Source organism: Vibrio profundi (genome assembly GCF_005281835.1).
GTDB lineage: Bacteria > Pseudomonadota > Gammaproteobacteria > Enterobacterales > Vibrionaceae > Vibrio > Vibrio profundi.
Genome location: NZ_RZIS01000012.1, coordinates 1 through 13,572 on the forward strand (window position 1 = coordinate 1; position 13,572 = coordinate 13,572).

Below are 13,572 nucleotides of genomic sequence, written 5' to 3' on the forward strand. Positions count from 1 at the left end.
TTCACGGAGAGTCGTGAAGTCATTCGCTTTAAGGTTAGTCGAGCTTGTTTGTTTCCGCTGTCTCGTTTTGTTGGAGCCAGTATAGGGGTTTATGGAAAATTGATAATCCCACCAAAATGAAAATGATTTTTACGTATTTGTAATAGTAAAGTGTGAGAACTTTCTCTTTTTCTATTAATAGCCAACAAATCATTGAGTTAACGGCAGTGAAGTCCCAATCGCTGCGAATAAGCCACCACTCACCTGATTAAATCGCTTACCTGTACGCGCGAGCCAAGGGCGAAGTTTGATCGCAACGCCAGCGATAAGGTATTCAACGCAAAACTCGACGAAGGCAAAGGTTGCAGCCATAACAACGAACTGCGTGAATAACGGTAGCTCTGGGTTGATGAACTGCGGCAAAAATGCAGCGAAGAACAACAGCACTTTCGGGTTGGCAATGGCGGCAAGCAAACCTTGTCGGAATAAAGAAAAGTTGCTCGCGGTGCGTCCTTTCTCGACAGGTTTTAGCTCTAGAGGCGGTGCGAGCCACATTTTTATCCCTAACCAGACAAGATAAGCGCCGCCAACCCATTTGAAGATAGACAATAGATTGGCTGAAGCAAGCAGCAAGGCGCTAATGCCAAACATGGTTAATGCCATGAGAAGTACGAAACCAAACATCCCGCCACTAATGGTAAATAGGGTCTTTTTTTGCCCGTACATTACGCCATGAGTTAACACCAATAGTCCGCTAGGCCCTGGGGCAAGAGTGAGGCCAATAACGGCAATAAAATAGATGAACCAAGTATCTAACGGCATAGTTTATCTCGATAAAGTTGTTGGAATATTCAAAAAGTATAGGGGGAGAATGCGCAGTTAATTGGGTGTTAATTGGTCGTATGGTGGTAATATCTAGACAAGTGTTTAATCGCATCACTAGCCAAAGTGAGAAGGAAGCGGCTTTATGAATACGGATAACAAAGCGTTGCACCCAGAGAAGCGATCACCAGACGTTCGATTTTTATTGTTGCCTTTACCTGAGTTTGGTTTGCTTCCATTTGCTGGTTTTTTAGACAAACTACGTTTGTCGGCTGATGAAGAGGATTACAGTCAGCAGCAATATTGTGCATGGCACATTAGTGGGTTAAAGCCTGGCAATATTGTGTCGAGTAGCGGCGTGACAATTGAGCCAGAAAGCTGCATCGATGAACTTGAACTGAGCGATTACGACTATTTGGTGGTGTTTGGCGGACGTAGAGCAGAAGACAGCCGTCAGTTAAGCGACCAATACCGCAAGGTCTTGCACTTAGCGGCGTCTAAAGGGGTGACTTTGGTCAGCATAGATAATGCGTGTTTTTTATTTGCCGAAGCTGGATTACTGGAGGATCACAAAGTGGCCGTTCACTGGCGGCACGTGCAAGAATTTAGGACGGCTTTCCCACTGATTGACGTGCGCACTGAGCAACTGTATTGCATCGATAATAAAAGGATTAGCTGCGCCGGAGGCAATGCCGCGATTGATTTAGCGGTTGAACTGGTGACTCGCCATTGTGGCCGTAATCGTGCACTGAAAGGACTGGCGGATATGTTGGTTGATGAAGCGCGCGAGCAAGCTCATCATCTTAAATCGCTGGACGCTGATACCAAGATCAACAATATTCCCAACCGTCATATTGGCCGAGCTATCGGATTGATGCGCCAACTATTATCGGAATCTAAAACGGTCGATGAATTGGCACACAGTTTGGCGATTAGCCGGCGCCAGCTCGATCGATTGTTTCAAGACAAATTCAATCAAACCGCCAGAGAATATTGGGCTGAGATGCGAATGCAACATGTGCATTGGCGAGTCCTAAATTCAGCGCATAGCTTGCAATATTTGGCTGACGAAATCGGTATTCAAGACGTCAGTTATTTCTGCAAAGTGTTTCGAAAACGTTTTGGTGTGACCCCTAATTCATTACGCCAGCCCTCTATCGAATAGCGGCTTTTTCGCGCAGTTCGAACCCTAATTCGACCTGATAACCATAATTTTGTTAATTGGGTCACTTACTGTTATCGCAAAACAGGCAGTCAGCGCTTTATTAGTGAATTGTTATGGTGTTTTATAAGAAATGTTAATGCTTGCTTGGTGTTTTATATAGTAATGCTAGGCAATTGAAGCTGATAAATCATAATGAAGATTCGGTTATTCAGCCTCTAACTTACTAAAACAATTAGCAAACTTATTCATTTAAACCATGCGCAGTCGAACTATCAAGAGGGTGGTGTAGTGAACAGTGACGTTTATTCAGCCAAAGAGATCGCTGAACCCAATGTGAGTTCTCGACCTTTAAGTGCGCTGAAATCCCCCCGAAGAAAATGGTTTGGCTGGAAGGGTATTGAGCAACGTTTAGTGCTCGCGCTGGCCATGCTTTCAATGACGACGATCTTTCTGTCGGTGGTTTCCACGTTTACCTTTAACGATCTCAACCAGCGCCTCGTTGAACTCAAGGAAAGTGAGATTCCCGCACTGGATCAAGCGGCACGCTTGAACGACATGGTGCGCGTGATCATTGTCGCCTCCTCCCAATTGAGTGATGCCGAATCTAACCTTGAGCGAAAACAGTTTCTTCAACGCATTGAAGAAGCGATTGCCGTGATGGATGGCATCATGGTTCAGTTCCCTGAATATCACTCCTATTTTAAAGACCTGATCGCGCAAGTGCACAATAGCTTGAGTTTGCTTTACCAAAGTGAAATCGAGTCCGATCATTTGAATAAAGAATTACGCAACTTGCTAGAAGGTTTTTATCCTTTGCTGCAATTGGCCAGTAATTCGCTGGATGCACTGCCACAGGCCAGTAAAGAGAGAATTCAATACACCCAGCTAAAGTCGCTACTTTATTATCAATTGGGCTTGGTAGAGAAGTTATACAACGATTCGAGTTTTAATGAGCTGGATTACACCAGCTACCGCTTGGAACAAGTGGGTGAAGAGTGGTGGGCGCTGTGGGTGAATGGTGATCTGCGCAGTGAATTCCCAGAACTCGATAAACAATTAGCGGTGATTTACAACTTAGCTTCAAGCTCAAGTAGTTTGTATTCTGTGAAAAATAAAGCGCTAGATTATCGATATCAAGAACAATACTTTCTGCAAAATAGCCGCGAGCACCTTAATCAACTGACGGTACAAATAGAAAGCAACACCAGCAAAGTAAACCGCAATATTGATCAATCGATCAATCAGGCTCAGGAATCGCTGCACTCAAATCAACGCCTGTCATTATTCCTTTCTCTATTCAGCATCTTAGCGGCGGCTGCGATTTCTTGGTTCTACGTTCGTAAAAGCATTTTAGAACGTTTATTACAGCTAAAAGACAACATGTTCGCGATTTCGACCGGGCATTTAGATACCGAAGTTGCGATTCGCGGGCGAGACGAAGTGACGCAAATGGCGAAGTATTTAAAAGTATTCCAAACCACCGCCAAAATCGTTAAGCAGACTAACCGCAAACTAGAAGCTGAGGTCGAAGAACGCACCTTAGCGGAAGCCAAATTACGAGTGACTCAAGATGAGCTAGTGCAAGCAGGGAAATTGGCAGCGCTTGGGCAATTAAGTGTCGGAATTACTCATGAAATCAATCAGCCGCTGACCGCAGTAAACAGCCATGTGCGAAGCGCTCAATTGTGGCTGGATAAAGATAGGCCCGACAAAGCTGTACTCAATCTACAAAAAATTGAAACCTTACTCGAAAAGGTGGCTGCTATTACCCGCCACTTGAAAGCATTCTCACGCAAGAGTGACGGAAAAATAGAGAGCGTAGAACTGCAGGGTGTTATCAGCGATGCTATTGAGCTATTTGAAACCAGACGTAATAACGTGGCGATTGTTTACAAGAAAGGCCCGATCCCTAGCGTTCGAGCGAACAGCATTCGTCTTGAGCAAGTGTTGGTGAACTTGATCAGCAACGCGTTAGATGCGGTTGAGTTGAATGATGCTCCGAGCATAGAAATCGCAACTTTAGAATCGGAAGCTACAGTCATCATTTCGGTCAAAGACAATGGCCTCGGCATTCCAGCAGAAGACATCCCACACTTGTTCGACCCTTTCTATTCCCGTAAATCATCAGGTAAAGGGTTGGGCCTCGGCCTATCCATCGCATACAACATTATTAAAGATTTTGGTGGCTCGATTCATGTTGAATCGGTAGAGCATCAAGGCACAGAATTTATCGTTACTTTACAAAAAGGCACTCACTCATGACCCTAGAAAAACACATAGTTCTTATCGATGACGAAATAGATGTCGTGGAAGCCGTGAGTGAAATGCTAGAACTGGAAGGCTTTAATGTCACCACGTTTACAGACCCAAACCAGGGGCTGAAATCATTAACCGCCAATTGCCAATCTGTGGTGTTGTGTGATGTGCGAATGCCAAAAGTAGATGGCTTAACGCTGCTGAGCTCGATTCAACATCGAGCGCCAAATGTACCAGTGCTATTAATGAGTGGGCATGGGGATATTCCAATGGCCATTGAAGCGATGAAGCTTGGCGCTTTCGACTTTCTCGAAAAGCCGTTGAATACCGCAGAGTTAGTGGAAAAACTCGATTTAGCATTGACTCAAAGCCAGCAAAACTTACCTCAGGCACCAGATGGCGAAGAGAGCGCTGAACTGCCTATTGAATCGGTGGTGATTGGCCAATCTAAGAGTATGGATACGATTCGAAAACAAGTATTGGCGCTGTCGCACACAGGGGTTGATACCATCATCAATGGCGAGACTGGGACAGGTAAAGAAGTGATCGCGAGAGCGCTCCATCAATTCAGCCGCCGTAAAGCAAAGCCGTTCGTCGCCATCAATTGCGGTGGCATGACAGAAAGCATCATTGAGAGTGAACTGTTTGGCCACGAAGCGGGCTCGTTTACCAGCGCCAACAAAAAGCGCATTGGTAAAATTGAACAGGCTAATGGTGGCACCCTGTTTCTAGACGAAATAGAGAGTATGCCAATCGCTGTTCAAATTAAGCTATTGCGCGTGATACAAGAACGCGTGATTGAGCGAGTGGGCGGTAACGAACTGATCCCCGTCGATATTGTGGTAGTCGCTGCCAGCAAAGCCGATTTAGCCAGCCTCAGCGAGTCGGGGGAGTTTAGAGCCGATCTGTTTTATCGACTGAATATCGCGAGCCTAAACTTGCCAGCGCTACGCCATCGAAAAGAAGATATTCAGCTGCTGTTTCGCCATTTCGTAATCCAAGCGAGTAAGAAGTATAAAACCCGTCCATCTACGATTTATCCTGAGCAAATCCAGCAGCTTAGCAGACACGAATGGCCGGGTAACGTTCGAGAGCTTCGTAATGTTGCCGACCGATTCGTACTTGGCATTGTCGGCGATGGATTCGACCTTCAATCACCTATTTGTGAATCGACCAATGAAGATTTTGCTTTCGAAAAGCAGATGGAACAATACGAGCGTAATGTACTGACAGAGGCCTTGATTGAAAGCTCCGGCAATATCAATGAAGTGTCTGCCAAACTGAACCTTCCCCGTAAAACCTTGTACCGAAAAATGAAGAAACATCAGCTTGATAAAGAAAGTTTTAAAGCCTAGATAAACGATGAAACACACAAGACAAGAATGACCCATTATTAGAGTTAATAGTCTTGAGTGTTTGGTAAATTATTGTATTTTAAGTAAATTAACAATTGGCATGAAGCGTGCAATTCACTGGATGTGGCGTTAGTCCACAGGAGGTCAGCATAGGCCGTTACCGAAAGCTTGTATCACGGTGGCACTCCGCTTCGCTGACCGAACAACGGAAAGTACAAGAACATTGCTTGTTGCAAGGAGATACAAACATGAAGCAAATACTGAAAGGTTCAATTGCTCTAATACTAGGTATGACTGCTATGGGAGCAACTGCTGCGCCTAAGTCTGCTGATTTAGGGCCTCGTCCCCTCTTTTTAGTAAACAATATGGACGAAGGACCTTTGAAATCTAAGCTACTGAGTTGTAGTGAAGGGCCTTTTCATCGAAGTGATTTCTCTATCGGCCACCGCGGCGCTGCCATGCAGTTCCCTGAGCATACTAAGGAATCGTACTTAGCGGCGATTCAAATGGGTGCAGGTGTCGTGGAATGTGACGTTACCTTCACCAAAGACAAAGAGCTTGTTTGTCGCCACTCGCAAAGCGATCTTCATACTACGACGGATGTGCTAGCGCACCCAGATCTTGCGAAGAAATGTTCAGTGCCTTTCAAGCCAGCAAACCCTGCGACAGGCGAAGATGCGCAAGTAGAGTGTCGTACGTCTGATTTCACTTTGGCGGAATTTAAAACGCTAAAAGGCAAAATGGATGGTGCTAACCCGAAAGCGACCACGGTTGAGGAGTACATGAATGGAACACCGGGCTGGCGTACAGATTTGTACAGCCAAAGCGGGACTTTGATGACACATGCAGAAAGTGCAGCCTTATTTAAAAAGCACGGAGTGAAAGTGACACCTGAATTGAAGTCTGCTTCTGTCGACATGCCTTTCAATGGCTTTACTCAAGAAATGTACGCGCAAAAGTTAGTCGACGAGTTGAAAGCGGCTGGCTTTAAACCGTCTGAAACGTATTTGCAGTCGTTTAACTTAGATGACGTGAAGTACTGGATCAACGAGAATCCAAAGTTTGGTAAACAAGCGGTGTACTTAGATGACCGTGTCTATGACCAAGCTGATTTCGTGGCGTCTGTTGAGAATATGAAAGACTTGCGAGATGCCGGTGTCAACATTATTGCGCCACCGCTGTTTGCTCTTGTTGAACTTGATGACAAAAACGACCTTGTGGCGTCTAACTATGCGAAGTTAGCGAAGGAAGCGGACCTCGATATCATTGCTTGGACGTTAGAGCGCTCTGGCCCATTAGCACAAGGTGGCGGTTGGTATTACCAAAGCGTTAAGCAAGGCATCAACAATGATGGTGATATGATGAAAATGCTGGACGTGCTAGCACAAGATGTGGGCGTGCTTGGCGTATTCAGTGATTGGCCTGCAACGGTTACTTACTACGCAAACTGCATGGACAGCCAATCTTAATAGATGGCTTATAAGTGGGTTTAAAAGCCATAGACATAAAGGTCCTTGGTTTAAAACATGGATAGTTTAAAGAGCCTTCGGGCTCTTTTTTTGGGTATAAATATCATGGGACATAAATGACCCAAATGCAGTCTATGCGCTTGGACACGAGTGACCCATAATCAATTGATGAATTGAATGGTTTGTTTAAGTTGTTGAATTATAATAATTTAATTGTTGGCATGATGGCTGCTATAGAGCTTGTGACTTTCAACAATAAGTAAAAGTAAGGTTTGAATATGAAAATCAGTGTTAAAGGACTGTTAATCGCTAGCTCATTACTACTTCCTTCAATGGCTATGGCAAGCGACTGCTCTAGCCGTGGTGTGTTAGACGATCGATACTGTGATGAAAACCAAGATTTAGTGGCAGATTCACCGAAGAATCCTGATGAGTGGAACGACCCAAGCACGCTTGTATTTACGTACACGCCGGTAGAAGATCCTGCATTGTATAAAGATGCATTCGCAGACTTCCAAGCGCACCTAAGCAAGATCACTGGCAAACGAGTTATATACTACACGGTTCACTCGAACTCTGCGCAAGTAGAAGCGATGCGTTCTGGTCGTCTACACGTGGCTGGTTTCTCAACGGGGCCAACAGGCTACGCGGTTAACCTAGCGGGTTACGTACCAATTGCCGTTAAAGGTGATGAGTCTGGTTTCCAAGGCTACAACCTAATTACTATCGTTCGTAAAGACAGCGGTATTAACACTATGGCTGATCTGAAAGGGAAAAAGGTTGCTCACACTTCTGCGTCTTCCAACTCTGGTAACCTTGCTCCACGTGCGCTATTCCCTGCAAAAGGTCTAGTGCCAGATGAAGATTACAAAGTGTTGTACTCAGGTAAGCACGACCAATCTATTCTAGGTGTTTATAACGGAGACTATGATGCAGCACCTGTGGCATCTGATGTGTACGACCGTATGGTGGCAGCAGGGCGTGTTGACGACTCTGAGCTTAAAATCATCTACCGCAGTCCACGTTTCCCAACGTCGGCATTTGGTTACGCATACAACTTGAAACCTGAGCTTGTCGAAAAGATCAACGAAGCTTTCTTCAGCTACCGCTTTACGCCAGAAATGAGCGCAGCGTTCAAAGGTGCAGACCGTTTCTCTCCAATTACATACCAAGAAGAGTGGGATGTGATTCGTGATATCGCCCACGCGACAGGCACGGCTTACACAAAAGCGGGCTTGAAAAAACTGGCTGAAAAAGATGCGGCTAAACGCGCTAAGAAAAAAGCAGCCGAACTGGCTAAGCAAGCAAACAACGGTTAATTCTTAGCTCTCCCCCGAGCACCTATCTCAACGAAAAAACTATGCCCTCACGGGTAGGGCATAGTTCATCCTAAATTTTTGTATAAGGAAATGCAGTATGGCCGTAGCAAGCTATGACGGAATAAAGATCAACAACCTTTTTCATGAATATGTGGCAGGCAAGCCAATCCTTAAAGGCATTAACATTGATATCGACGAACCGGGTATCATCGCAATTATTGGCCCATCGGGCACAGGTAAAAGTACCTTGCTGCGTTGTATCAACCGTTTGAACGATCCGAGCCAAGGAGAAATTCTTTTTGACGGTGCAGACCTAACGCAGCTTCAAGGGCAGGCACTACGTAAACAGCGCCGCCATATTGGTATGGTGTTTCAAGAGTACAACTTAGTTGAGCGACTCACGGTTATCGAAAACGTACTCAGTGGCCGTTTAGGTTACATGTCAGCGTGGAACGCGTGGCGACGTAACTACTCTTCAGAAGACCTTGCTAAAGCATTTGAACTGCTAGAATTCGTTGGCCTACAAGATTTCGCGAATCAACGAGCAGACAGCCTGTCTGGTGGTCAGCGCCAACGCGTGGGCATTGCCAGAGCAGTCATGCAAGACCCGTATATTCTACTGGCGGATGAACCGACTTCATCGCTAGACCCTAAAACTGCCGTTGAAATTATGGAACTAATGGAAACCTTCGCTGAGCAGAAGAACATCCCAGTTTTAGTCAACATCCACGATGTGAACCTTGCTAAGCGATACGCCAAACGCATCATCGGCATGTGTAACGGTAAGGTGCATTATGACGGTAGCCCTGAAGGCATTTCCGAAGAAGATCTGAAGATCATTTATGGAGGTGAATCATGGCTGGATTAACCCAAGGCGCAGCAGCAAGCGGTGCGTCTAAAAATTACGATAACCCCTTTAAAGTCTCATGGACGAACCGAGCCATCATAGCGGCTGTCGTCGGTTATCTTTTTTACAGTGTATCGACATTAGGCCTGACTTTTGACCGATTAATTATCGGCTTTGGTGAAAGTGAACGCTTACTGTCTAGAATGTTTCCGCCAGACTTTTCTCGTACCAGTTTACTGTTGAGTGGCCTTGCTGAAAGTTTACAAATTGCCATTATTTCGAGCTTTTTCGGCATTGTGATTTCACTGTTTTTAGGCTTACTGGCGGCTCGTAACATGATGCCTGCGATTGTCTCTACCCCGATTCGTGGCTTCATCGCATTATGCCGTTCATTCCACCCAGTGATCATTGCCATCTTGTTTGTAAAGGCGGTTGGTTTTGGCGCGCTAGCCGGGATTCTTACTCTGGTATTCGCATCCATTGGCTTCATTGCCAAGCTATTTGCCGAAGCGATTGAGGAGATTTCCTTTAAACCAGTTGAAGCGATTAAAGCGACAGGCGCAAGCTTTGTGAGTGTGATTTTGTACGCGGTAATGCCGCAAGTATTTACTCGTTTTATTGGCTTTGCTAGCTACCAGTTGGACTCGAATCTGCGTAACTCGACCATGGTCGGCATTGTAGGGGCTGGCGGCTTAGGAGGCACCTTGTTCTCGGCTTTTCAACGCTTCGACTACGATTTTGTAGCGGCTATTTTGATCACCATTATCGCATTGATTCTAGTAGGTGAGTTTCTATCGAACATTGTTAGGAGAATCTTCTAATGACAACGGCAAATATTGATAAAGAATGGCAACGCTTTACGCCGAATGAACGTATTGCCCGTTTCGCTATTTACTTGAGTTTGGTAATGGCCATTGTGTGGTCTTGGCAAACGGTGGAAGTGATTCCTGAATTTTTATACGACGCGCCAGCGCAATTTGCAGATATGTTCCAGCGAATGGTGCCGATGGACTATGCGTTTTACCCAGAATCGATTCATGCCGCGATGATAGAAACGCTACACATTGCGACATTAGGTACATTATTTACTTTGGTATTTGCGATTCCTTTAGCCTTGCTAAATGCACCAAATATCACTCCAAACAAAGCGCTAAATTGGGTAGCTCAGTTTTTCCTAGTGTCTTCACGTTCAGTGAACTCATTAGTCTGGGCACTGCTATTTATCGCACTGTTTGGCCCCGGTGTTCTTGCAGGCATTATGGCAATTGCCATTCGTAGTATCGGCTTTGTAGGGAAGCTGTTAGCGGAAGCCATTGCTGAAGTGAACATGGGGCCGATCGAAGCGCTGCGAGCAACGGGCGCTTCATGGATGAGTATTTTGCTTAAAGGGTACTGGCCACAAGTCATGCCTGCATTTTACTCAATAGTTTTGTTCCGTTGGGACATCAACGTTCGTGAATCTGCTGTACTTGGACTGGTGGGGGCCGGTGGTATTGGTGTGATTCTTAACGACGCGCAAAACTTGTTTGAATGGCAAAAAGTATCAATGGTCTTAGTGAGTATTTTTGCTGTGGTAATTATTGCGGAAGCGGTAGTTATTCATATCCGAAATAAACTTATCTAGCGGTTATTCGATACGCTAACATAAAACGGCCTAAGGTACTTTCTGTCAACCTTAGGCCGTTTTCTTATTTAGGGCACCCAGTAAAATAGCGCTCAATTAGCGTTGGATTGCTAACAAGCCTCGGCTAAATTGCGCAAATCCGAATCCACCAGGTTCCGTCATTACGATGCTCGGGTGATGCTCTAACTTATCCCAGTAATGCTGAATGTTGGCCACGCCAACGGTCAGTGGTAACCAACCAAACATTTGCTCGTCGTTCATTGAATCGCCCACATAGCAAACTTGTGTTTGGATCTGTTCTGCTGAGAAACCTTTATTTGTTAAGTAGTGCTCTACGGCATTTCTTTTTGAATGCTCGCCATACCAAGCGTTGATATGAATCGAACTTGCCGTGGCATGTGCGCCCAAAGCATGGATTCTCTTCAGTACCGCTTGAACGATCTCAGGATCTACAGGAGAACGGTTTTGGCCGATATCTATCGCCACTTCGCATAATCGGTATGACTGGTCGAGTGTTAACGAAAGGTCCGGGTAATCGAGCAAAATAGATTCAATCTGCTGTTTTAATGTTGCTTGATTTGCGCGAATTTTCTCTAGAGGGATTTCAGTTGATATTTGTAAAGATCCAGCCTCTTTTTCTAATAGAAAGGCCCCGTTTTCCCCAAGTACTGCGTCCACTGGCCATAGTTGAGCAATATGGTCGCACCAACCAGCACAAGCACCTGTTACCGCAACAACCTTAATGCCTTTATCGCGTAGATTCTGTAAAGCGATGAGCGTATCGGGTGGCAATGAACCTTGCCAAGTTAAGGTGTCATCGACGTCAGTAAACACCCATTTGATGTCTTTCCATTCTTGGCTTAATTGATCCTTCATGACTTTGACTCTGCCAGATTTATTCAGTGATTATTGTGATTTTCACTCTATCAATTCAGTGCTAAGAAAACAGTGAGCTAGTAGGTAGTGTTATCGAAATGTAACGGAAAGGGGCAATAAAAAATGCCAGCGATTCGCTGGCACTTGGGAAAGGAAAGATGCTTAAACGGCTGCGACCATTTTTTGTAGCAGCTTAATGATCTGTTGCTGCTCTTCTTCGTTTAATGACGCTAGCATTTCTTCATTAACCGCGACAGGTAGTGGGAGAAGATCTGATTTAATCGCATGGCCTTGTTCGGTTAAGTAAATGCGAAATGAGCGTCGGCTATTCGGGTCATTGCGTCGTTCAACTAAGCCAAGCTTTTCCAGTTTGTCGAGCGTTCGAGTAGTGGTTGAGTTTTCAACTTTAGACTTTGCAGAGATCTCTCGCTGAGTCACGCCTTCTTCTTCCCATAAGCACATTAGTGTCGGCCATAAAGCGAGAGTCAGACCTTGCTCTTTTAGGCGTGCTTCAAATTTTTTTGCAGCTTGACCCGCGACCACATTGATCAGCCAGCCAAAGCTCGATTGTCTATCAAACTTCTCACTCATTCGTGTCATACCATTGATGATGCAATAATTGTCATGGTAACTAATCCTGCAGCAACTAGCATTAAAAAAGCGCGGCGTTGCGAGACAAAGTTTAGTTGTACATTTTCGCCATCTTCTGTTCTGGCTTGATCTTGAAAACCCGTGAACATGGCTTTAACCAAAGGCTTTCGTTTGAGCTTGTATACTAAAATGGCCACGACATGGAGAAGAACCAGAGCCGGCAGTATTCTCGCGAGCATGAAATGCATGGACTCGAAAAGCTCAAAGATATGATCGGTTAGCCACCATTGAGCGAAGGGTAAGTTATCTAACATGCCCGCCAGTGCCAAACCACTCAAACATTGCATTAGTAGGCCCACAATCAAAGCCACGACCATCCAGCCGCCCGCAGGGTTGTGACCAGCGGTATTATCCTGTGGCGATTGGCCACGTAAATAGCGAATTGTCGCCAGTGGGGAACGGACAAATTGAGAAAAGCGATTAGTCTCGCTGCCAACGAATCCCCATAGAACTCGCCATGTAATTAAGGTAAACAGTGCAAGCCCAAGAGGTAGGTGAGGGCCGTTACCTGCAAACCCAGTGCCAATCAACGCAATAAAAACAAGAGCTTGTGCCCAGTGATATAGGCGAGTGGCTAAGTCCCATACTTTCATTTTCTTTCTTCCAATTCATTATTTAAAACAGCGATGGAAATAATTTACACAACAATAGTTGCGTACGCAACTATTGTTGTGTAAATTAAATGGCAAGCAAGAAAACAACACCACTAACCGAACCATGAGGATGCCAAAATGAAAAACTCTGAACTTACTCTTTCACTTGTTTTGACTACTGTTGCTTCGCCAATATTTTCAACGTCAGTGTTTGCAAACGCTTATGAGGCTGAAATAAGCCAAAGACAAACGGCATTTTCATCGATTGAAGATGACCTAAAAAGTGCGAGTCGATTACTCGACGGTAAGAGTACGGATTGGGAAGCGTTGACTGCAGTTAGCCGTGAACTGATCGAGCATGGAAATACGTTGAACGAATCGTTCCCAGAAGGCAGCCAAAAAGGCAGTAAAGCGAAAAAAGAGGTATGGACGTCACCGAGTAAGTTCAACACTTTGCTGGCGCAGATGGATGCGGGTTTCGAAGCGCTTTATAACGCTAGCGCCCAACAAGATCCAAAACAGGCCAGCGCAGGAATCAAACAAGCAGAAAAGACCTGCAAGAGCTGCCACCGTTCTTACCGTTCGCGTTGGTAGTCAAAGGCTCGTCATACATTAG

At 45.3% G+C, this 13,572-nt stretch carries 13 protein-coding genes; 9 read left to right on the forward strand and 4 right to left on the reverse strand.

Features of this window, described 5'->3' with window-relative positions:
• Positions 1–189: 189 nt before the first annotated feature.
• Positions 190–801 (reverse strand): LysE family translocator, encoded by a 612-nt coding sequence (locus ELZ11_RS21095; protein WP_137359357.1) that lies wholly within the window; start codon positions 799–801, stop codon positions 190–192.
• 145 nt (positions 802–946) lie between these two features.
• Here ELZ11_RS21095 and ELZ11_RS21100 point away from each other — a divergent pair, with 145 nt between their 5' ends.
• The 8 genes from ELZ11_RS21100 to phnE (ELZ11_RS21135) all read left to right on the forward strand — a co-directional run bounded on the left by ELZ11_RS21100 (position 947) and on the right by phnE (ELZ11_RS21135) (position 10,836).
• Positions 947–1,966 carry a GlxA family transcriptional regulator gene (locus ELZ11_RS21100; protein ID WP_137359358.1) on the forward strand — a complete coding sequence of 340 codons (1,020 nt, stop codon included), beginning with the start codon at positions 947–949 and terminating at the stop codon, positions 1,964–1,966.
• A 318-nt stretch (positions 1,967–2,284) separates the two neighbouring features.
• Positions 2,285–4,228 carry an ATP-binding protein gene (locus ELZ11_RS21105; RefSeq protein WP_244291701.1) on the forward strand — a complete coding sequence of 648 codons (1,944 nt, stop codon included), beginning with the start codon at positions 2,285–2,287 and terminating at the stop codon, positions 4,226–4,228.
• Entirely contained in the window at positions 4,225–5,577 is a 1,353-nt protein-coding gene (locus tag ELZ11_RS21110) for a sigma-54-dependent transcriptional regulator (RefSeq protein WP_137359360.1), read from the forward strand. Before ELZ11_RS21105 ends, ELZ11_RS21110 begins: the two co-directional genes overlap by 4 nt.
• A gap of 248 nt (positions 5,578–5,825) precedes the next feature.
• Positions 5,826–7,046, forward strand: coding sequence for a glycerophosphodiester phosphodiesterase family protein (locus tag ELZ11_RS21115; RefSeq protein WP_137359361.1), 1,221 nt, complete (start codon positions 5,826–5,828; stop codon positions 7,044–7,046).
• Positions 7,047–7,324: 278 nt separating this feature from the next.
• Positions 7,325–8,365: a phosphate/phosphite/phosphonate ABC transporter substrate-binding protein gene (phnD, locus tag ELZ11_RS21120; RefSeq protein ID WP_137359362.1), complete on the forward strand. Its 1,041-nt coding sequence runs from the start codon at positions 7,325–7,327 to the stop codon at positions 8,363–8,365.
• Between the two features lie 97 nt (positions 8,366–8,462).
• Positions 8,463–9,233, forward strand: a complete 771-nt coding sequence (gene phnC / locus ELZ11_RS21125) for a phosphonate ABC transporter ATP-binding protein (protein ID WP_137359363.1) — start codon at positions 8,463–8,465, stop codon at positions 9,231–9,233.
• Complete coding sequence (gene phnE, locus ELZ11_RS21130; RefSeq protein WP_137359364.1) at positions 9,221–10,033, forward strand: phosphonate ABC transporter, permease protein PhnE; 813 nt, start codon at positions 9,221–9,223, stop codon at positions 10,031–10,033. The genes phnC and phnE (ELZ11_RS21130) overlap by 13 nt, the downstream gene beginning before the upstream one ends.
• Positions 10,033–10,836, forward strand: a complete 804-nt coding sequence (gene phnE / locus ELZ11_RS21135) for a phosphonate ABC transporter, permease protein PhnE (RefSeq protein WP_137359365.1) — start codon at positions 10,033–10,035, stop codon at positions 10,834–10,836. Before phnE (ELZ11_RS21130) ends, phnE (ELZ11_RS21135) begins: the two co-directional genes overlap by 1 nt.
• A gap of 96 nt (positions 10,837–10,932) precedes the next feature.
• On the opposite strand, the gene ELZ11_RS21140 is transcribed toward phnE (ELZ11_RS21135), so the two are convergent.
• The 3 genes from ELZ11_RS21140 to ELZ11_RS21150 all read right to left on the reverse strand — a co-directional run bounded on the left by ELZ11_RS21140 (position 10,933) and on the right by ELZ11_RS21150 (position 12,956).
• Positions 10,933–11,712 (reverse strand): HAD family hydrolase, encoded by a 780-nt coding sequence (locus tag ELZ11_RS21140; RefSeq protein ID WP_137359366.1) that lies wholly within the window; start codon positions 11,710–11,712, stop codon positions 10,933–10,935.
• Between the two features lie 162 nt (positions 11,713–11,874).
• Positions 11,875–12,303 carry a MarR family winged helix-turn-helix transcriptional regulator gene (locus ELZ11_RS21145; protein WP_137359367.1) on the reverse strand — a complete coding sequence of 143 codons (429 nt, stop codon included), beginning with the start codon at positions 12,301–12,303 and terminating at the stop codon, positions 11,875–11,877.
• A 5-nt stretch (positions 12,304–12,308) separates the two neighbouring features.
• On the reverse strand, positions 12,309–12,956 hold the full coding sequence (locus tag ELZ11_RS21150; protein WP_137359368.1) for a cytochrome b/b6 domain-containing protein: 648 nt from the start codon (positions 12,954–12,956) through the stop codon (positions 12,309–12,311).
• Between the two features lie 138 nt (positions 12,957–13,094).
• Here ELZ11_RS21150 and ELZ11_RS21155 point away from each other — a divergent pair, with 138 nt between their 5' ends.
• Positions 13,095–13,550, forward strand: coding sequence for a c-type cytochrome (locus ELZ11_RS21155; protein WP_137359369.1), 456 nt, complete (start codon positions 13,095–13,097; stop codon positions 13,548–13,550).
• Positions 13,551–13,572 lie beyond the last annotated feature (22 nt).